16 protein-coding genes and 1 tRNA gene are annotated in these 18,921 nt (G+C 70.5%); 3 read left to right on the forward strand and 14 right to left on the reverse strand.

Annotation, left to right across the window (positions count from 1 at the left end; genetic code table 11):
• Nucleotides 1-180: 180 nt before the first annotated feature.
• The 5 genes from ACWEFL_RS19255 to ACWEFL_RS19275 are packed head-to-tail and all read right to left on the reverse strand — an operon-like array spanning nucleotide 181 to nucleotide 4,918.
• Entirely contained in the window at nucleotides 181-858 is a 678-nt protein-coding gene (locus ACWEFL_RS19255) for a potassium-transporting ATPase subunit C (RefSeq protein WP_451713843.1), read from the reverse strand.
• 5 nt (nucleotides 859-863) lie between these two features.
• Nucleotides 864-2,969, reverse strand: a complete 2,106-nt coding sequence (gene kdpB / locus ACWEFL_RS19260) for a potassium-transporting ATPase subunit KdpB (protein ID WP_451713846.1) — start codon at nucleotides 2,967-2,969, stop codon at nucleotides 864-866.
• Nucleotides 2,966-4,654, reverse strand: a complete 1,689-nt coding sequence (gene kdpA, locus ACWEFL_RS19265) for a potassium-transporting ATPase subunit KdpA (RefSeq protein WP_451713848.1) — start codon at nucleotides 4,652-4,654, stop codon at nucleotides 2,966-2,968. The genes kdpB and kdpA overlap by 4 nt, the downstream gene beginning before the upstream one ends.
• Before the next feature lie 7 nt (nucleotides 4,655-4,661).
• Complete coding sequence (gene kdpF / locus ACWEFL_RS19270) at nucleotides 4,662-4,751, reverse strand: K(+)-transporting ATPase subunit F (RefSeq protein WP_078075662.1); 90 nt, start codon at nucleotides 4,749-4,751, stop codon at nucleotides 4,662-4,664.
• Nucleotides 4,748-4,918, reverse strand: coding sequence for a hypothetical protein (locus tag ACWEFL_RS19275; RefSeq protein ID WP_451713851.1), 171 nt, complete (start codon nucleotides 4,916-4,918; stop codon nucleotides 4,748-4,750). The genes kdpF and ACWEFL_RS19275 overlap by 4 nt, the downstream gene beginning before the upstream one ends.
• Nucleotides 4,919-5,253: 335 nt before the next feature.
• Between ACWEFL_RS19275 and ACWEFL_RS19280 the strand changes: the two genes are divergently transcribed.
• Nucleotides 5,254-6,285: an endonuclease/exonuclease/phosphatase family protein gene (locus ACWEFL_RS19280; protein ID WP_451713854.1), complete on the forward strand. Its 1,032-nt coding sequence runs from the start codon at nucleotides 5,254-5,256 to the stop codon at nucleotides 6,283-6,285.
• Nucleotides 6,286-6,418: 133 nt separating this feature from the next.
• Here the strand turns inward: ACWEFL_RS19280 and ACWEFL_RS19285 are convergent, their stop codons facing one another.
• The gene (locus ACWEFL_RS19285) at nucleotides 6,419-6,994 is read right to left on the reverse strand and encodes an N-acetyltransferase family protein (protein ID WP_451713857.1); all 576 of its coding nucleotides are present in this window, start codon (nucleotides 6,992-6,994) and stop codon (nucleotides 6,419-6,421) included.
• A 356-nt stretch (nucleotides 6,995-7,350) separates the two neighbouring features.
• On the opposite strand from ACWEFL_RS19285, the gene ACWEFL_RS19290 reads away from it, so the two are divergent.
• Entirely contained in the window at nucleotides 7,351-8,409 is a 1,059-nt protein-coding gene (locus ACWEFL_RS19290; RefSeq protein WP_451713860.1) for a zinc-dependent alcohol dehydrogenase family protein, read from the forward strand.
• 356 nt (nucleotides 8,410-8,765) lie between these two features.
• Here the strand turns inward: ACWEFL_RS19290 and ACWEFL_RS19295 are convergent.
• Nucleotides 8,766-8,850 (reverse strand) — tRNA-Leu (locus tag ACWEFL_RS19295).
• Nucleotides 8,851-9,037: 187 nt separating this feature from the next.
• On the opposite strand from ACWEFL_RS19295, the gene ACWEFL_RS19300 reads away from it, so the two are divergent.
• Nucleotides 9,038-10,342 carry a DUF2254 domain-containing protein gene (locus ACWEFL_RS19300; RefSeq protein ID WP_451713863.1) on the forward strand — a complete coding sequence of 435 codons (1,305 nt, stop codon included), beginning with the start codon at nucleotides 9,038-9,040 and terminating at the stop codon, nucleotides 10,340-10,342.
• 335 nt (nucleotides 10,343-10,677) lie between these two features.
• Here ACWEFL_RS19300 and ACWEFL_RS19305 read toward each other — a convergent pair whose 3' ends face one another.
• The 7 genes from ACWEFL_RS19305 to ACWEFL_RS19335 are packed head-to-tail and all read right to left on the reverse strand — an operon-like array spanning nucleotide 10,678 to nucleotide 18,185.
• Nucleotides 10,678-11,850: a sugar phosphate isomerase/epimerase family protein gene (locus ACWEFL_RS19305; RefSeq protein WP_451713866.1), complete on the reverse strand. Its 1,173-nt coding sequence runs from the start codon at nucleotides 11,848-11,850 to the stop codon at nucleotides 10,678-10,680.
• A complete protein-coding gene (locus ACWEFL_RS19310) occupies nucleotides 11,847-13,280 on the reverse strand; it encodes an alkaline phosphatase family protein (protein ID WP_451713869.1) in 1,434 nt (477 codons plus the stop codon). Before ACWEFL_RS19310 ends, ACWEFL_RS19305 begins: the two co-directional genes overlap by 4 nt.
• Entirely contained in the window at nucleotides 13,277-14,446 is a 1,170-nt protein-coding gene (gene eboE, locus ACWEFL_RS19315) for a metabolite traffic protein EboE (RefSeq protein WP_451713871.1), read from the reverse strand. The genes ACWEFL_RS19310 and eboE overlap by 4 nt, the downstream gene beginning before the upstream one ends.
• A 16-nt stretch (nucleotides 14,447-14,462) precedes the next feature.
• Nucleotides 14,463-15,311, reverse strand: coding sequence for a TatD family hydrolase (locus tag ACWEFL_RS19320; RefSeq protein ID WP_451713874.1), 849 nt, complete (start codon nucleotides 15,309-15,311; stop codon nucleotides 14,463-14,465).
• Complete coding sequence (locus ACWEFL_RS19325; RefSeq protein WP_451713877.1) at nucleotides 15,311-16,075, reverse strand: EboA domain-containing protein; 765 nt, start codon at nucleotides 16,073-16,075, stop codon at nucleotides 15,311-15,313. The genes ACWEFL_RS19320 and ACWEFL_RS19325 overlap by 1 nt, the downstream gene beginning before the upstream one ends.
• The gene (locus tag ACWEFL_RS19330) at nucleotides 16,069-16,953 is read right to left on the reverse strand and encodes a sugar phosphate isomerase/epimerase family protein (protein ID WP_451713879.1); all 885 of its coding nucleotides are present in this window, start codon (nucleotides 16,951-16,953) and stop codon (nucleotides 16,069-16,071) included. The genes ACWEFL_RS19325 and ACWEFL_RS19330 overlap by 7 nt, the downstream gene beginning before the upstream one ends.
• Nucleotides 16,950-18,185 (reverse strand): UbiA family prenyltransferase, encoded by a 1,236-nt coding sequence (locus ACWEFL_RS19335; RefSeq protein WP_451714202.1) that lies wholly within the window; start codon nucleotides 18,183-18,185, stop codon nucleotides 16,950-16,952. Before ACWEFL_RS19335 ends, ACWEFL_RS19330 begins: the two co-directional genes overlap by 4 nt.
• Between the last annotated feature and the right edge of the window lie 736 nt (nucleotides 18,186-18,921).

Raw genomic sequence — 18,921 nt, forward strand, 5'->3', positions numbered from 1 at the left:
GGGCGCTCTCCTCCACCGCGGCGAGCACCCGCTGCACCTGGAGTCCGTCCGCGAACGACGGGGCCGGATCGGCTCCCGTCGCAATCGCCTTGCCCCGCCCCGCCTCGTCCCGCGCTCCCGCGCACCGCCGTGAAGGTCCGGCGGATCGCCGGCCCCGCGCTCCCGGCGCGGACCGTAGGGCTATCGCCCCTTCGCCAGCTCCTTGAGCGCGATGTTCAGTTCGAGAACGTTGACCCTCGGCTCTCCGATGAAGCCCAGGATCCGGTCGCTCTTGTGCCGCTCGACCAGCTTCCGGACCTGCTCGACGTCGAGGCCGTTCTTCTCGGCGACCCGGCGTACCTGAAGATCCGCGTACTCGGGTGAGATGTGCGGGTCGAGGCCGGAGCCGGAGGAGGTGACCGCGTCGGCCGGCACCTCGGAGGGCTTGGGCTGGTAGCCGGCCGCTTTGTTGTCCTCGATGACGGCCTGCTTCGCGGCCTTGACCCACTCGATGAGTTCCTTGTTGTTGCCGGCGCGGTTGGTCGCTCCGGAGAGGATCAGCGAGTACTGGGTGTTGACGCTGTTGGTGCCGAGGCCGTTGGACGGGCGGGGCTGGAACCACTTGAGGTCGGGCTTCGGGGTCTCCTCCGGGTCGTCCGGGTCCGCCTTCGGCAGATAGTAGGTCTGGCCGATGAGGGAGGAGCCGACGACCTTGCCCTCGGAGGTGATCTCCGAGCCGTTGGCCTTGTCGTTGAAGAGCGCCTGGGCGACGCCCGTCACGGCGAGGGGGTAGATGACCCCGCAGACGAGGGTCAGGACCAGCAGGGCCCGCGCCCCCGCGGAGATGAGCCGTCCCGTATTGCGTACAGAGGTGTTCATGGTCGTCACCCGATGCCAGGGATGGAGGAGATGATCAGGTCGAGGATCTTGATGCCGACGAAGGGGGCGATCAGCCCGCCGAGGCCGTAGATTCCGAGGTTGCGGCGGAGCATCTTGTCCGCGCTGGTCGGGCGGTAGCGCACACCCCGCAGGGCGAGGGGCACCAGGGCCACGATGATCAGCGCGTTGAAGACGACGGCCGAGAGGATCGCGGACTCCGGCGACGACAGCCGCATGATGTTCAGGGTGTCGAGCCCCGGATAGGCGACCGTGAACATCGCCGGGATGATCGCGAAGTACTTCGCGACGTCATTGGCGATGGAGAACGTCGTGAGCGCGCCCCGTGTGATGAGGAGCTGCTTGCCGATCTCGACGATCTCGATCAGCTTGGTGGGGTTGGAGTCCAGGTCCACCATGTTCCCGGCCTCCTTGGCGGCCGAGGTGCCGGTGTTCATCGCCACGCCCACGTCCGCCTGGGCGAGCGCGGGAGCGTCGTTCGTGCCGTCGCCGGTCATCGCGACCAGCTTGCCGCCCGCCTGCTCCCTCTTGATGAGGGCCATCTTGTCCTCGGGGGTGGCCTCGGCGAGGAAGTCGTCGACACCGGCCTCCTGGGCGATGGCCCGTGCGGTCAGGGGGTTGTCGCCTGTGATCATGACGGTCTTGATGCCCATGCGGCGCAGTTCCTCGAACCGGTCCCGCATGCCGTCCTTGACGACGTCCTTGAGGTGGATGACGCCCAGGATCCGGGCGCCGTCGCCGTCCGCGACGGCGACGAGCAGCGGTGTGCCGCCCGCCTCCGCGATCCGGTCGGTGACCCGGTCGGCGTCCTCGGCGACGGTTCCGCCCTGTTCCCTGACCCAGGCGATGACCGCTCCGGTCGCGCCCTTGCGGATCCTGCGGCCGTCGACGTCGACGCCGGACATCCGGGTCTGCGCGGTGAAGGCGATCCACTCGGCGTGCCTCAGCTCGCCCTGGTGGCGTTCGCGCAGCCCGTACTTCTCCTTGGCGAGGACCACGATCGAGCGGCCTTCGGGGGTCTCGTCGGCGAGCGAGGAGAGCTGGGCCGCGTCCGCGAGTTCGGCCGCGGTGCAGCCGCCGACGGGAACGAACTCGGACGCCTGGCGGTTGCCGAGCGTGATCGTGCCCGTCTTGTCCAGCAGCAGGGTCGACACATCGCCCGCCGCCTCGACAGCGCGCCCGGACATGGCGAGCACATTGCGCTGGACGAGCCGGTCCATGCCGGCGATGCCGATCGCCGAGAGCAGGGCGCCGATCGTCGTCGGGATCAGACAGACCAGCAGTGCGGTCAGCACGATCAGCGAGGTCTCGGAGTCGGCTCCCGCGTGGATGGCGAAGGGCTTCAGGGTGACCACGGCCAGCAGGAAGACGATCGTCAGCGAGGCGAGCAGGATGTTGAGCGCGATCTCGTTGGGCGTCTTCTGCCGGGACGCGCCCTCGACCAGCGCGATCATCCGGTCGATGAACGTTTCGCCCGGCTTGGTGGTGATCTTGACGACGATCCGGTCGGACAGGACCTTCGTACCGCCGGTGACCGCGCTGCGGTCGCCGCCCGACTCACGGATGACGGGGGCGGACTCTCCGGTGATGGCCGACTCGTCGACGGACGCGACGCCCTCGACGACATCGCCGTCGCCGGGGATGACGTCTCCGGCCTCACAGACCACCAGATCGCCGATACGGAGTTCGGTGCCGGCGACCCGCTCCTCGCGTGGGCCGTCCAGCCGGCGCGCGACCGTGTCGGTCTTGGCCTTGCGCAGGGTGTCCGCCTGCGCCTTGCCGCGGCCCTCGGCCACCGCCTCCGCCAGATTGGCGAAGATCGTGGTGAGCCAGAGCCAGACGGCGATCGCCCAGCCGAACCAGTCCCCCGGGTCCGTGACGGCCAGCGCGGTCGTGAGGACCGAGCCGATCAGTACGACGAACATGACGGGCGATTTGACCATCACCCGCGGATCGAGCTTTCTCAGCGCGTCGGGGAACGACTTGACCAGCTGTTTGGGGTCGAAGAGACCCCCGCCGACCCGCCCGCCCTGGGGCTTGTGCCCCGTGGGCACGTCCGAGTGCGGCGCTCGGGTGGGAGTTACGGTGCTCATGACGCGAGCCCTTCGGCGAGCGGACCCAGCGCCAGCGCCGGGAAGTAGGTCAGTCCGGTGATGATGAGGATCGTGCCGACGAGCAGGCCCGTGAACAGTGGCTTCTCGGTCCGCAGCGTTCCGGTGGTCGCCGGGATCGGCTTCTGCTCGGCCAGTGAACCGGCGAGCGCGAGGACGAACACCATGGGCAGGAAGCGGCCCAGCAGCATCGCGAGCCCGATCGTGGTGTTGTACCACTGGGTGTCGGCGTTGAGGCCGGCGAAGGCCGATCCGTTGTTGTTGGCGCCCGAGGTGTAGGCGTACAGGATCTCGGAGAAGCCGTGGGCTCCCGAGCCCCCGACCGCGGTCTCGGCCGTGTTGGTGATGGAGTCGGGCGGGGTCGGCAGGGCGATCGCGAGGGCGGTGAAGCAGAGCACCAGTGCCGGGGTGATCAGGATGTAGCAGGCCGCGAGCTTGATCTCGCGGGTGCCGATCTTCTTGCCGAGATATTCGGGTGTACGGCCGACCATCAGTCCGGCCAGGAACACCGCGATGATCGCCATGATCAGCATGCCGTACAGTCCGGAGCCGACGCCACCGGGCGCGATCTCACCGAGCTGCATCCCGAGCATGGCGATGCCGCCGCCGTAGCCGGTGAAGGAGGAGAGGAAGCTGTTGACCGCTCCAGTGGAGGTGAGGGTGGTGGCCACGGCGAAGATCGACGAGCCGCCGATGCCGAACCGGGTCTCCTTGCCCTCCATCGCACCGCCCGCGATGTCGAACGCGGGGCCGGGGTGGGCGAACTCGGTCCACATCATCAGCGCGGTGAAGCCGACCCAGATCAGGACCATCGTGCCGAGGATCGCGTAGCCCTGCCGCACATTGCCGACCATCCGGCCGAAGGTGCGGGTGATCGACAGGGGGATGACCAGGATCAGGAAGATCTCCAGCAGGTTCGATAGACCGTTCGGGTTCTCGAAGGGGTGGGCCGAGTTGGCGTTGAAGTAGCCGCCGCCGTTGGTGCCCAGCTCCTTGATCACCTCCTGGGAGGCGACCGCACCGCCGTTCCACTCCTGGCTGCCGCCCATGAACTGGCCGACGCCGTGAATGCCGGCGAAGTTCTGGATCGCGCCCATGGAGACCAGCAGGATCGCGCTGATCACGGCGATCGGGATCAGGATGCGTACGGTGCCCCGGACCAGGTCGGCCCAGAAGTTGCCCAGCTCACCGGTGCGGGAGCGGGCGAAGCCCCGTACCAGGGCCACCGCCACCGCTATCCCCACGGCGGCCGAGACGAAGTTCTGCACCGCCAGGCCGCCGGTCTGCACGACATGGCCCATGGCCTGCTCGCCGTAGTACGACTGCCAGTTGGTGTTGGCGACGAAGGACGCCGCCGTGTTGAACGCCTGGTCGGGGTCGATCGACTGGAACCCGAGCGATCCGGGCAGCGACCCCTGAAGCCGCTGGAGGAGATAGAGGAACAGAACGCCGGCCGCCGAGAACGCGAGCACACCGCGCAGATAGGCGGTCCAGCGCATCTCCGTGTTCGGGTTGGCGCCGATGGCCTTGTAGATCCACTTCTCCACCCGCAGATGCTTGTCGGAGGAGTAGACGCGGGCCATGTAGTCGCCCAGCGGACGGTAGACCAGGGCGAGCGCGACCATGAGCGCCAGCAGCTGGAGCACACCGGCAAGTACGGGACTCATATCCGGTCTAGAACCTCTCCGGGTACAGAAGGGCGAGGACGAGATAGCCCAGCAGGGCGACGGCCACGACGAGGCCGACGATGTTCTCGGCGGTCACAGCTTCGCCACCCCCTTGGCGATGAGGGCCACCAGCGCGAACACCGCGATCGTGGTGACGACGAAGGCCACATCGGCCATCGTGAGCTCCTGTATGGATCGGAACTGCTCGGATTCGGACTGTTCGAGGAAACCCCGCTTTGGCCGGTTCGCCGCTTTCGTTGACACGACCCATACGGCCCGGTCGGCGCTCTTGACGCAACCTGTACGGGCTGCCTGGACGCGGTGGCCGAGTCGGGATGGGTGATAGGGCAGCCGTGGCCGGATTCCCCTGAGCGCTCGGGTCGGGGCCGGGTCCCCGCGGTGTCGGGCGCGGGTGTCCGGCGCGGATGGCGTGGCCGGGTCTCCGGAGCGCCGGGAGCCGGGTGGGCCGCTCCGGACGGCCGTGTGCCCGCGGCCTCTCACCTGCGGGAACCGGATCACCGAGTCCCCGCGTCGTCGGTTGGGGGAACGAAAACGCCGGTGTACGGGGACGGGGAACAGGGACAGGAGCGTGGCGGGCGATGGAGCGGGCCGATGGCGATCGGGAACCGGCGGCGAGGGCTCGCTCCCGGCGATCGGTACTCAACCGCGGAAGGGCCCTCGGGAGGCGGCCGGTGAGCTCGCTCCGGGTCCGGGACTCCCTTGTGGTGACGTCCGCCCTGCTGGTCGCCGCTCTGCTGGTCTTCCACGACGCCGTCCCCAACGCGGTCGGCCGGGCGGGCAGTCTGCTGGAGACGTTCCTGCCGTGGCTCGGTCTGGCCGTCCCGGTGCTGCTGGGTCTGGCGCTGTGGCGCCGGTCGTGGGTGGCGGTGGGTGCGGCGCTGGTGCCGGCGGTGGTCTGGCTCGCGCTCTTCGGCGGGACGGTGTTCTCCCGGTCCGACGGCAGCGCCTACGATCTGACGGTGCTTCAGCACAATGTGAGCGATGTGAATCCGGATCCGTCGGGGACGGCGAAGACCCTCCTCACGGCGGATGCCGATCTGGTGGCCGTGGAGGAACTGACGCCCGCCGCCGCGCCCGCCTACGCTTCGGCCCTGGCGGCGGAGTACCCCCATCGGGCGGCCGTCGGGACGGTCGGCCTCTGGTCCCGGTACCCGCTGCGGGACGTCCGGCCGGTGGACATCAAGCCGGAGGACGTCCCCGACGGCTGGAACCGGGGTCTGCGGGCGACCGCGATCACCCCGCACGGCGAGGTCGCCGTGTACGTGGCCCATCTGCCGTCCGTACGGCTCGGGCCGAAGGGCTTCGACACGGAATGGCGGGACGAGAGCGCCGTACTCCTCGGCGCGGCGCTCGCGGCCGAACCACTGGACCGGTTGATCCTGCTCGGCGACCTCAACGCCACGACGGACGACCGGGGACTCGACCCGGTCGGCTCGCGTCTGGACTCCCCCGACGCGGACTTCGCCTTCAGCTGGCCCGCGGCTCTGCCGCTGGCCCGCATCGACCAGATCATGGCCAGGTCGGCGACCGTCACCCGAGTGTGGGCGCTGCCGGAGACGGGGAGCGACCATCTGCCGATAGCGGGCCGCGTCCGGTTCCGCAGCGCCTGAATCCGGCGCTGCGGAGCGCGGGGCGCATGTTCTTCGGGGCACCCGGGAGGCGAAGCCCGAGGTCTACCGGCGGGCTTCGCCGATCACCTCTGTCGAGCAGGTGCGGTCCCGGGTCTGGATCAGCCACGGTCCGTCAGCTCTCACGGCGGAAGTCCAGCATGCAGAAGACCTTGTCGTAGCGGCGCTCCCCCACGGCGACGAAGTCGCGGAGCCGGCCGTACTCGACGAAGCCCAGCGACCGGTAGAGCCGGAGGGCATCGGTGTTGTCACCCCTGGCGTCCAGCGTGAGCACCTCGATACCGGCCGCACGGGCGTCCGCGACCAGGGCGGCGGTCAGCGTCCGGCCGACGCCGCGCCCGTGAACGGCGGCGTCCACGGCGACCTTCTCCAGATCGGCGTGCGGCCGATGGGTGGGCCGGGCGTACCGACGCCAGTACCCGAGTCCGACGAGCCGACGGTCCACATAGGCCGCCCGAAGGGCCGCGTCCCCGGCCCGCACCGCGCCGACGACCTCGGCGAGCAGTTCCGCGACCTCGTCCGAGGACGGCGGCTCCACCCATCCGAGCGCCGCTCCCCCACCGACCAGCTCCGCCAGAATCCGGTGCGCCGCCCGCGCGAAAACGGCCTGCGACTCCGGGTCGGCCGCCACCTCCACGGCGTCGAGGACGCTGGTCCCGGCGGCTGCGCCACGGTTCGGTTCCGCACTCATGGTCCGACTGTAACCAGACCGGAGACCGCTCCCGGCTCCGGGACCGGTCCGCCGTTGGTCACGTGCCCGACCATCTTCGCTCTGCTCGCGGGGCGTTAGTCATGCCTTCCCTCTACTTCCGCCAGCTTCGGACCGCTGTTGGTCGTACATTGATCACGTGGCCGACCAAGCCGCACCGGCTTTCTTCGCTCGCCCACGCTGTGATCGTCTACCCGACAACACGAAAATCGGCCATGCAGGGCCTGACATGCGCCTCCTGGCCAGGCGAGTTACTGTCGCTACGCGGGGTCCGGCATTCGTCCTGGCAGGGACATCCGACGAAACGCATTTCCGCACCGCGCCCTCGAACGCCATGAGTGAACAACGCGACGATCACCGTCTGTCCTGGTGACGACCACACTCAGGAGTCGAGAATGAAAGCTATCCGTTTCGCTCAGCATGGGGAGCCGACCGAGGTTCTTACCGTCGAGGATCTGACCATTCCCGAGCCCGGCGAAGGACAAGTGAAGGTCCGCATCCTGCAGACGCCGGTGAATCCGTCCGATCTGCTGTATGTGCGGGGACAGTATGCGGGCGTCCAAGCACATTTCCCGGCACCTACCGGATTCGAGGGCGTCGGCATTGTCGAAGCTCTCGGGCCGGGAGTACGGGAAGTAGCCGAAGGGCAACGGGTATCGGTCGTCAACGGCCAGGGCGGCAACTGGGCCGAATACGCTGTCGTCCCCGCAGGCGACTTGTTCCTCGCACCCGACGAGTTCCCCGACGACCAAGTGGCCTCCTTCGTCATCAATCCGGCCTCGGCCATTCTCATGGTCCGCCATGTTCTGGCGGTCCCCGAGGGGGAATGGCTGCTCCAGTCCGCGGCCGGGTCCGAACTCGGACGCATGGTCATCAGACTGGCCAAGCGGGATGGCATTCGTACCGTCAACGTCGTCCGCAGACGCGAATCCGCGGAAGAGTTGGAGCGGCTCGGCGCCGATGTCGTGCTCATCACCGCGGACGGGCCGGTCGACGAACAGGTACGGAAAGTCGTCGACCCGGCGGGCGTCAAATACGCCATCGACCCTGTGGTGGGAGAAACCGGCACACAGATCTTCAAGTCACTCCACGAAGACGGACGCATGCTGGTCTACGGCTCCCTCACGGGCGAACCGATCCGCGTCGGCGACGACCCGCGTTTCATCCTGGCCGGCCGCCGAATCCTGGAGGTCTACTGGCTGGGATACTGGCTGCCAAGGCTCACGGAAGAACAGCGGAAGCAGCTGGGCCAGGACATCACCGATCTCATGCGGGAGGGAATCGTGGAAACCTCTCCCGGACGTAAATTCTCTCTCGACGAGATCGACGAGGCCGTCGTTCAGGCGGAGCAGAAGGGCAGGCAAGGAAAGGTGTTCCTTGTCCCCGGAGGCGGGTAGGGGGCGATCGCCGAACGCGGAGTCGGCATACTCGCCCGCGAGGCCGTGGGGCACTCGCCGGAGCGCCTGCCGACGCCGTTGGCCGCGCTCGGCCGCGTGGACGTGGTCTTCGTGCACAACCCGGAGCACGACGGGCACGGACCTGACCGTGCCGCCGCTCGGCAGGCAGCGGGTTCGGCCGGGCACCACTTCACCGGGTTGCGGACGCCGGTGATTCTCCAAGGAGGACTACGAGCCGAAGAGCCGGCTGCACAGCTGACCTGACCCGGGCATTCGCTCGGCTGTTGGTCACGTGGTCGGTCACACCACAGCCCGAGAAACATGAAGAACCCCAGATCGACTGGGGTTCTCTCTTGTGTCCGAGGGGGGACTTGAACCCCCACGCCCGTTAAAGGGCACTAGCACCTCAAGCTAGCGCGTCTGCCATTCCGCCACCCGGACCAGGTGATCGCCTTGGGCTTCCCCTGGCGACACCGACAACAATACCAGGGCTTCGAGGTCGTCTTCACCCGCATATCCCGTGGTCAGTGAGGTGCGGCGGCGGCGACGGGGCGCGGGGACACGCCGAAGGGGCATTCGAACAGCGGGTATTCGTAACAACACATTCGGTGACGTTAGGTTCGTATGCGTGACCGATCGCAGCTCTCCACGGCCCCGTCCGCTCTCGCCGCTGCGCGAGCATCTGCGCGACACCCTGTGGTTCGCGCCCACCGTGGGCCTGCTCTGCGCCGTCCTGCTGTGGTGGGCGGCGGCGGTGCTCGACACGGCGATCATCGAGTATCTGCGGGCCGAGGAGGCATACGAGGAGATCAGCGACCTGGTCTCGATCACCGAGGACGCCAAGACGATCGTAACGACGATCAGCTCGGCGATGATGACCTTCATCGGCGTCGTGTTCAGCATCTCGCTGGTCGCCGTGCAGATGGCGAGCGGGCAGCTCACCCCCCGCGTGGTGCGGATCTTCGTCCGGAGCAGGATCAGCAAGCTCACGCTGACGGTGTTCCTGGCGACGTTCCTGTTCTCGCTGCTGGTGCTGACCTCGTACGAGAGTGTGACCGATCCGCGGCGGGTGACCTCCGTTCCGGTGCTGCAGAGTCTGCTGACGATGGCCATGGTGGGGCTGAGTCTGCTGCTCTTCATCGCCTTTGTGTCGTCGACGCTGCGGCTGATGCAGGTGGGGCCGGTGGTGGACCGGATCGCGCGGGAGGCGGGGCGGATGCTGACGCGGCAGCCCGGAGGGGGCGCGGGGGCGGTGGAGCTGCCGGGCGAGGTCGCCCGGCTCGCGTATCAGGGGCGGGCCGGGGTGCTCAGGGATGTGCATGTCGCGCGGCTCGTACGCACCGCGCGGCGGAACGGGGTCGTACTGCGGCTCATTCCCCGCATCGGGGACTTCGTCGTGCCGGGGACTCCGATGCTGGCGGTGCACGGCGAGGGCGCGTCATTGGTGCGGGTTCCGCGCTACGCCGTGTCCGTCGGGACCGACCGGACCTTCCACCAGGATCTGGGGCTCGGGCTGCGGCAGCTCTCGGACATCGCCATGCGGGCGCTGTCGGCGGCCGTGAACGATCCGACGACCGCCGTGCAGTGCCTCGACCGGATCGTGCTGCTGCTGTCGGCCGTGGCGCGCAGGCCGCTCGGGACCGTGTATCACCGGGACCGCGACGGGACGGTACGGCTGGTGCAGCCCGTACCGATGTGGACGGATCTGGTGGATCTGGGGCTGGCCGAGATCCGCGGGGCCGCCGCCGGCGCTCCGCAGGTCACCCGGCGGCTGATGGCGGCGATCGACGATCTGCTGCTGCTCGCGCCCGAGGACCGCAGGGAGCCGTTGCTGCGGCACCGGACGCTGCTGATGCGGGAGGTGGTGCGGGCCCAGCCAGACGCGGCCGAGCGGGAGTTCGCGCTCCGGCCCGACCGCCAGGGCATCGGCTGAGCCGTGCGTTACGACAGTTGTCCACCGAACCCGGGGAAGTTCGAAGGTCCTCTCGGCGTGGCCGTCCATCAGGTCGGTCGTGTTGTCGGCGGTGATCGTGTGTCCGTCGGCCTCGGTCTCCGCGTGCGGCCATGAGCGCGGCGGGAGGCTGCCGGGGCGCGGTCGCCACTGTGCCGGTTACGGCGGTCGCGCGTCGCGGGCCGGACACGGCGGTGCGGCCCCCGGACAACTCCGGGAGGCCGCACGCGTCAGTGGATGGACGGCCCGGCGGTGTGGTGTGAGCGCCGGCCCGCCGGCGGCGCTCACACCGGAGGCCGGAGCCTCCGCCGGGGGTCTCAGCGCCTGCGCAGCGCCGAGATGTTGTTGTAGCCGATCCGCGCGTGCTCCAGCGACTGGCCGGGCACCGAGCCGCTGGGCGCGTTGTCCTGTTCGACCATCGGGTTGTGGTAGTTCTTCTCGCCCACGCGCGTGAAGAAGCGCTCGTAGTCGATGTCACCGGTGCCGAACGGCACCATGTCGTACCCGTTCCCGCTCGCGGTGTTGATCACGCCGTCCTTGGCGTGGAAGAGCGGGAAGCGCTTGTTGTGACGGTCCACGAGCCTCGCCGGGTCGAAGACGCTGGTGCGCTGCTGCCCGTTGTGGGCCGTGTAGGTGTGGAACTTGTACCGGGCCACATGCGCCCAGAAGATGTCCAGCTCCAGCCAGACGTTCTTCGGGTCGGTCCGCGTGAGGAAGTACTCCAGCTTGCGGATGCCGGAGCTGCGGGTCGGGCGGCCCTGGGCGTCCAGGGGTCCGCCGTCGAGCAGGAAGTCGTACGCGCCGTCGTGGTTGTGGGTGTAGAGCTTGATGCCGGCGCGGCGGGCGATGGCGCCCATGGCGTTCCACTTGTCCGCGGCGACGTCCCATTCGGCCTTCGTGGAGCCCCAGGTGGGGTCGCCACCGGTTCCCATGTGGTCCATGCCGAGGATGTTGGCGATCTCCAGGGCCTGCTTGAACTTGTCCAGGTCGGGTGTGCTGAGCGGCCAGGAGCCGGGGATGAAGCCGTGGTTGCCCTGAGCCTTGAGACCGTAGTCGTCGAGCCAGGAGCGCAGCAGCGTGGCGCCCTGCACGCTGTCCAGGTTGCCGCCACCGGGGGCGTTGGCGTGCTGGCCGTATCCGGCGAACTCGACCTGCTTGTAGCCGTACCGGGCCAGCTCTCTGAAGACCTCGCGGAAGCCGGAGGGCAGATCGGAGGTCTTCGGGTCGCGGCCGATCGCGTCCCGGACGGTGTAGAGGATGATGCCGCGCTTGTGCGCGGGGACGAGGGCCTTCCGGTCGTGGTTGTGTCCCTTGCCGCGGTCCTTGTCGCCGTCCTTGTCGCCGGCGAAGGCGGGCGAGGCGCCGAAGACCGGGGCGGCGACGACTGCCGCCCCGACGGCGGTGCAGGTGGTGAGGAAGCGGCGGCGGTCCACTCCGAGAGTGCGGCGCAGGGACTCGGCGGTACCGGGTTCGTCCTTGAACGGGGTCACGGTCTCTCTCTTTCGGCTGAGGGGTCGGATGGGGCGGAGCCTCGGGTGAGGCCGGCGAGTTGGAGCAGCAGGGACTTCACGTCGGTGGCCGCGACGCGGCCTTCGACTGCGCGGGGGGTGGAGCAGAGGATGAGCGGACCTTCGTCGTCGCTCGGGGGGAGGCGGCCGTGGCTGCCGCGGATCGGTGAGGGGTCGAGGGGTACGACCGCGAGGCGGTAGCGCATGCCGAGCTTCTTGCGGGCGACCGCCTTGGCCGCCTTCAGCCGTACGTAGGGGTCCTCGGGGTCCATGAACAGCTCGACCGGGTCGTAGCCGGGTTTGCGGTGGATCTCGACGAGCTGGGCGAAGTCGGGGGCGCGGGCGTCGTCGAGCCAGTAGTAGTACGTGAACCAGGCGTCGGGCTCGGCGACGGCCACGAGTTCGCCGGAGCGGGGGTGGTCGAGGCCGTTGGCCTTCTTGCCCTCGTCGTCGAGGAGCTGTTCGAGGCCGGGGAGCGAGGCGAGGGCCTCACGGGTGGCTTCGAGGTCCTCGGGCCGCTTCACATAGACATGGGCGAGCTGGTGGTCGGCGACGGCGAAGGCGCGTGAGGCCATCGGGTCGAGATACTCCATGCCGTCCTGGGTGTGGACTTCGAGGAGTCCGGCGTGCCGGAGGGCGCGGTTGATGTCGACGGGCCGGCTGACCTCGGTGATCCCGTACTCGGAGAGCGCGACGACGGTACGGCCCTCCTGGCGGGCGTCGTCGAGCAGTGGGGCGATCGCGGTGTCGAGTTCGGCGGCGGCGCGGTGGGAGCGCGGGTCGTCGGGGCCGTACCGCTGGAGGTCGTAGTCGAGATGCGGGAGGTAGCACAGGGTCAGATCGGGGTGGCGGGTGCGCATGATGTGGCGCGTGGCGTCGATGATCCACTGGCTGGAGACGATGTCCGCGCCCGGTCCCCAGAAGTGGAACAGCGGGAAGGTGCCGAGCTTCTCGGTGAGTTCGTCGTGCAGTGCGGGGGGCCGGGTGTAGCAGTCGGGCTCCTTGCGGCCGTCCGCGTAGTAGACGGGGCGCGGGGTGACGGTGAAGTCGGTGTCCGCGCCCATGGCGTACCACCAGCAGACGTTGGCCACGGTGTAGCCGGGGTGGGCGCGGCGGGCGGCGTCCCAGATCTTGTCGCCGGAGACGAGTCCGTTGTGCTGTCGCCACAGCAGTACGTCGCCGAGTTCGCGGAAGTACCAGCCGTTGGCGACGATGCCGTGCTCGGAGGGCAGGGTGCCGGTGAGGAAGGTGGACTGCGCGGCGCAGGTCACGGCGGGCAGCACGGTGGACAGCGGGGCCTGTGAACCGGACGCGCCGAGGGCCTTGAGATGGGGCATGTGGTCGAGGAGCCGGGGGGTGAGGCCGACGACGTCCACGACCAGGAGGGGGGTGGGGCTTGCGGTGTCGGTCATGGCAGCTCCTTGAGCCCGAGGTCGACCAGCAGATCGCGGGCGAGGGTGAGTTCCGCTGCGATGCCCTCGGCGAGCTGGGTGCGGTTGCGGGGGCGCACCTCGGCCGGGAGGGCCTGCCAGGTGTAGGTCTCGACCTCCAGATGGCGGGTCAGGGGCGCGGGGCCGCCGACGAGACGGGTGAGGGTGTCCTGGAGCACGGGGAGTGTGGAGGTGAGCGGTGGGGCGGGCGGGGCGTGCAGCGGGACGTGGAAGTGGGACCGCCAGGGCGCGGCGTCGGGCAGGGCCCGGCCGGACACGGCCTCTTCGAGGTCGTCGGTGCCGCGCAGTCCGGCGGCGGTGCGGGTACGGGTCTGGTGGAGGAAGCGGGGTTCGGCGAACGCCGCGAGGGCGGTGCGCACATCGGGCAGATGGGGCTCGTCGGCGTGGAGCGCGGCGGACAGCTGTGCCTTGGGGACGGTGATCCCGGCTTCGGCGAGTGCGGCCAGCGCGGTCGCGGGGTCCTCGAAGGAGGTGGCGAGGTGGCACGTGTCGATGCAGACGCCGATGCGGCCCGAGCCGATGGCGGTGAGCGGTCCGATCGCGTCCGCGGTGGTCTCCACGACACAGCCGGGCTCGGGTTCCAGCGCTATCCGGATGGATTTGCCGGTGAGGTCTTCGAGGGCGTCGAGGCGTTCGGCGAGTGCGGTGAGCGCGTCCTTCGCGGTGGCGGCCGCGGTGTCGTCGAAGTGGGTGCGCCAGGCGAGCGGAAGGGTGGAGACGGTGCCTTCGCTGACGTCGTCGGGGAGCAGTGCGGCGAGCAGCCGGGCCAGATCGGTGGTGTGGGCCAGTCGCTCGGGGTCGGTCCAGTCCGGCCGGTAGACGCGGTACTTGACCTCTTCGGCGCCGAAGCCCTCGTAGGGGAAGCCGTTGAGGGTGACGACTTCCAGACCGCGTCGGTCGAGTTCGGCCTTGAGGCCGCGCAGGGCCGACGGGTCGGTGATAAGTGCGCGGGCCGCCTCCCTGGCCAGCCAGAGGCCGATGCCGAGGCGGTCGCGGCCGAGGCGTTTGCGTACGGGTTCGCAGTGGTCGCGGAGCTGGGCGAGGACACCGTCGAGGGTCTCCGCCGGGTGGACGTTGGTGCAGTAGGCGAGATGGACGGTGGTGCCGTCGGGGTGGCGGAAGCGCATGGACTCCTCCTCTCTGTCATTCCCCGCCGCGGAGGATGGAGTTGCCCTCGTGCAGTGACCGCGGCGCGGGTACGTCGAGCTGGAGCCGGCCGCTGATGCCGTAGAAGGCGACCGGGTTCCGCCACAGGACCTGGTCCACTTCGTCGTCGGAGAAGCCTGCCGCGAGCATGGCGTCGCCGACCTTGCGGGTCTTCAGCGGGTCGCTTCTGCCCCAGTCGGCGGCGGAGTTGACGAGGACCTTCTCGGTTCCGTACGTCTTGAGGATCGAGACCATCCGGTCCACGTCCATCTTGGTGTCCGGGTAGACGGAGAAGCCGAGCCAGCAGCCGCTGTCGGCGGCGGGCTTCACGGTCGTCTCGTTGAGGTGGTCGAGCAGGACATGTTCAAGGGGGAGGGCGGATTCGCGGACGACGTCGACGGTGCGGTGGAGGCCGGCCAGCTTGTCGCGGTGCGGGGTGTGCACCAGCGCGGGGAGCCGGTGGTCGGCGGCGAGCTGGAGCTGGGCGGCGAGTGCGGTGTCCTCGGCGGGGGTCATCGAGTCGTACCCGATCTCGCCGACGGCGACGACGGAGTCCTTGACGAGATAACGGGGCAGCTCGTCGAGCACCGGGGTGCAGCGGGGGTCGTTCGCCTCCTTGGGGTTCAGGGCGATGGTGCAGTGGTGGGCGATTCCGTACTGGGCGGCGCGGAACGGCTCCCAGCCGAGGAGGGCGTCGAAGTAGTCGAAGAAGCTGACGGGCGAGGTGCGGGGCTGGCCCAGCCAGAACGACGGCTCGACCAGGGCACGGACGCCGGCCGCGTACATCGCCTCGTAGTCGTCCGTCGTGCGGGAGGTCATGTGGATGTGGGGGTCGAAGATGCGCATCAGGACTCCTCGGAGAGCTCACCGGTCAGGGTCAGCACACGGATCAGATCGGGGGGTGTCGTACGGCCCGCGGCCATGCGCTCGGCGGCGAAGTCGGCGAGCATTCTGCCGAGTTCGCCGTCTCCGGTGGCGCGGCGCTCCAGGTCGGCGGCGGCTTCGACGGGCACTCCGGTGAAGAGGCATTTGAGGATGGCGTGCCGCCAGGCGTGCGGATCGAGGTGTTCGGCGGCGTACGGGCCGACGGCCGCGGCGACCAGCCGGGTGTCGTTGGTGCGCAGCGCGTCCTCGATCAGCGGCAGTGCGGCGTCGGGCGGGGTGAGGGAGTCCAGGTACGGGAGGGCGAGCAGGAGCGCGTGGCGCTCGGCCGCGCTGCCCTGCCGGTAGAGGCGGGTGAGGGTGTCGACGCCCGCGCGGGCCTCGATCAGAAGGAGGACGCGGGCGGAGTCGGCGTGGTCCTGGCCGCAGTGGCGTCCGGCGGCGGCGAAGCGCATCTCCCAGGCGTCCGGCCCGGATGTCCTCGCGGGGCCTTCGGGGCGGGCGGGGGCTGCCGGCCGGGCGAGGGCTTCGGGGTCCGCCGCCGTGCCGGGGGGCGCGGCTGTTCCGGGGCGCGCGGCTGTGCCGGCTGTTGCCGGGCTCTCCCCCGTTCCGGGGTTCGGGGTTCTTCCGGTGTCGCCGGCCTTTCCGGCTTCGGACAGGGCCTCGTCGAGCCAGGCGCGGGCGTCGTCGGCGAGCCGGGTGTCGAGTTCCCCGCGGGACATCAGCATGCCGGTGCTCCCTTCGTACGGAGGAATTCGATCGAGGTGCGGGCGAGTTCGGGGCCCGCGTGGGAGTGGCGGGGCAGTTCCACCACGGTCAGGCCCTGGTAGCCGGTGGCGGCGAGGGCTTCGAGTACGGGCGGGAAGTCGATCTCGCCGTCGCCGAACGGAAGGTGCTCGTGCACGCCTCGGCGCATGTCCTCGATCTGGACATGGCGCAGCCAGGGCGCGGCTTCGCGTACGCAGTCGACGGGTGACCGTTCCTCCAGGCACTGGCAGTGGCCGATGTCGAGCGTGAGCCCGAGGGGTTCGGGGTCGCCGAGGAGTCCGCGGAGGTGGTGGAAGTCGTCGATGGTGGCGAGGAGATGGCCGGGCTCGGGCTCGACGGCGAGGGGGACGCCGACGGCCTGTGCCGCCTCCACCACGGGGGTCAGGGACTCCTCCAGCCGCTTCCACGCGGTGTCGGGGTCGGTGCCGTCCGGGGTGATCCCGCTGAAGCAGTGCACCGCGTGGGCCCCGAGATCGGCGGCGACCTGGACCGCGGTCTTCAGCAGTCCGGTACGGGCGGCACGCCCGCCGGGGTCCGGGTCGAGCAACGAGGGGCCGTGCTTGCGGCGAGGGTCCAGCACGTAGCGGGCGCCGGTCTCCACGGTGACGTCGAGCCCCAGTTCGGCGAGGCGGGCGGCGGTGTGGTGGGTGCGGGCGGCGAGATCGGGCGCGAGCGGATCGAGATGCATATGGTCGAGCGTCAGCCCGACGCCGTCGTATCCGAGGTCGGCGAGGAGCGCGAGGGCGTCGGCGAGCCGGAGGTCGGTGAGCCCGTTCGTTCCGTAGCCGAAGCGGAGCCCGGAGGCGGCGGTGGGGGCGGCGGTGGGGGCGGTGCTCATGTGGGGCTCACCTTCCGTGCGAGCTTGCGGGCGAGCGGAACGAGCGCCGTCAGGGCGAGTGCCGTCGCGTTCCCCGCGCCTCCTCCGGCGCGGGCGGCGATCACCGCCTGGAGCGGGATCATGGCCCGGATGCCCCCGCCGACGGCACCCTGGGTGAGCTGTGGGGAGGGGTTGAGAGCGGCGTGGAGGAAGGGGACCCCGGCGGCGCGGATGTAGGTCCCGGCCAGGGCGGTGTTCAGGGGTCTGCCCTCGCGTACGGCGTTGAGCCCGAGCCCCAGTGCCGTGGCGAGCGCCGCGAGGGGTACGAGGGTCGAGCCGCCGTGCACCTCGTGCCGGGACACGGAGGTCACGGCGTAGGTGTGCGCGCCCAGCACGAGGGCGGCTGGCAGGGCGCTGGTCAGGGTGCCGGTCGGGGCTGTGGTCGAGGCGCTGGTCGAGGCGGGCGGGCCTGTGGTCGTCGAGGCGGTCTCGGCGGGCGGCGGGCCGGTCACGGCCGCCCCTGCCTCCTGAGCGGGGCCCGTTGGGGCGGGTTCCGCTAGGGCAGCGGCCATGAGGGAGGGGCTGGCCGGGGAGCAACCGTCGAGGTGCGGCGGGTTTCGTCGGCCGGACGCCAGGGTGGTGGTTCCGCGACCGGCGGGCCCTCCACCGGAGGCCCATCCGTCGGAGGTCCATTCATCGGTGACCGCGCCGCGCGGTGCCGGGGACGGGGGGTTGGATGTCCGGTGCGCCGTTGACGCGGTCGCCGTGGCCACCGCCCCGAGCAGCAGGTCCAGCGACCTGGCGGCGGCCATGGCCGCGGGGCCCGCCTTGGTGTGCTTGAGGCGCAGGTCGTAGGCCCAGACCGTGGCGGCGAGTGCGGTGGCCGCCGTCAGGGCTGGGCGGCCCGCGCGGGAGGCGAGGGTGAGGCCCGTGGCCGTGAGGACGGCGGCGGCAGCAAGGGCGGCCGGAGGGGTGATGCGGCCGGAGGGGATCGGGCGGTGGGGGCGATCGATGGCGTCCTCGTCGCGGTCCGCCCAGTCGTTGAGCGCCATCCCGGCCTCGTAGAGGCAGAGGGAGGCCCCGAGGGCGAGCGCGGTGCCCCGGTTGGGGCGCAGACCGACGGCCGCCGCGCCCGCGAGGGCGTCGCCGGGCACGGTGAACAGGGCCGAGACGCGCAGGAGTTCGGACCAGGCCCGGAGGGTGTCCCGGCCGGACGTGCCCCGGTCGGTGTCCCGGGGGCGCGCCGACCGCACCCCCGGGACGTCTGCCCCGGCGCCCCGGCCGGGAAGCGGTCCGCCGCCTCCGTGGCCGGGGCCGCCGGAAATCGTTCGGCCGAGGTGCGTCACCACGCCGAGCCGTGTCACCAGGCCCGGCAGGCCGATCCGGCCGCGGGGGGCCGCGCGCCGCGCCCGCGCATGCGCCTGCGAGGGGCCGTCAGCACCGGTCACCCGGTCGAGGAGCCGTCCACGCGTCCCGCCGGGGTCGGCGGCCGCCGTGCCGTGAAGTCCGCCATCGCCGGGCGACCGCCCGGCGGCCGGGGTGGCGTGGCGCGAGCGGGTCAGCCCGGACACGGCTCGGGCGGCCATCCGGCCGATGAACCCGGCCGGGGCGAACCCGGTGGAGGTGAGTCCGGTGGAGGTGAGTCCGGTGCGGCAGGGCTCCGAACCGTCGCCCCCCGTGTGGTCGGCCCCGGAGTCGCCAAGCTCCGTGCCGTCGGACCCGGTGCGGTCGACCTCCGTGCCGTCGAACCCGGTGCGGCCAGGCCCGGAGCCGTCGAACCCCGTGCCGTCGAACCCTGCGCGGTCAAGCCCGGTCCGGTCGGCCCCGGAGCCGTGTCGCTCCGAGCCGTCGCGCTCCGAGGCGTCGGACCTGGCGCCGCTGACCCCCGTGAGGTCGGGCTCCGAACCGTCGAACCCCGTACCGTCGAACCCTGCGCGGTCGACCCCGGAGCCGTCCGGTTCCGAGCCGTCGGACCCGCTGCGGTCGAAC

The sequence above is a fragment of the Streptomyces sp. NPDC004838 genome, assembly GCF_053600955.1.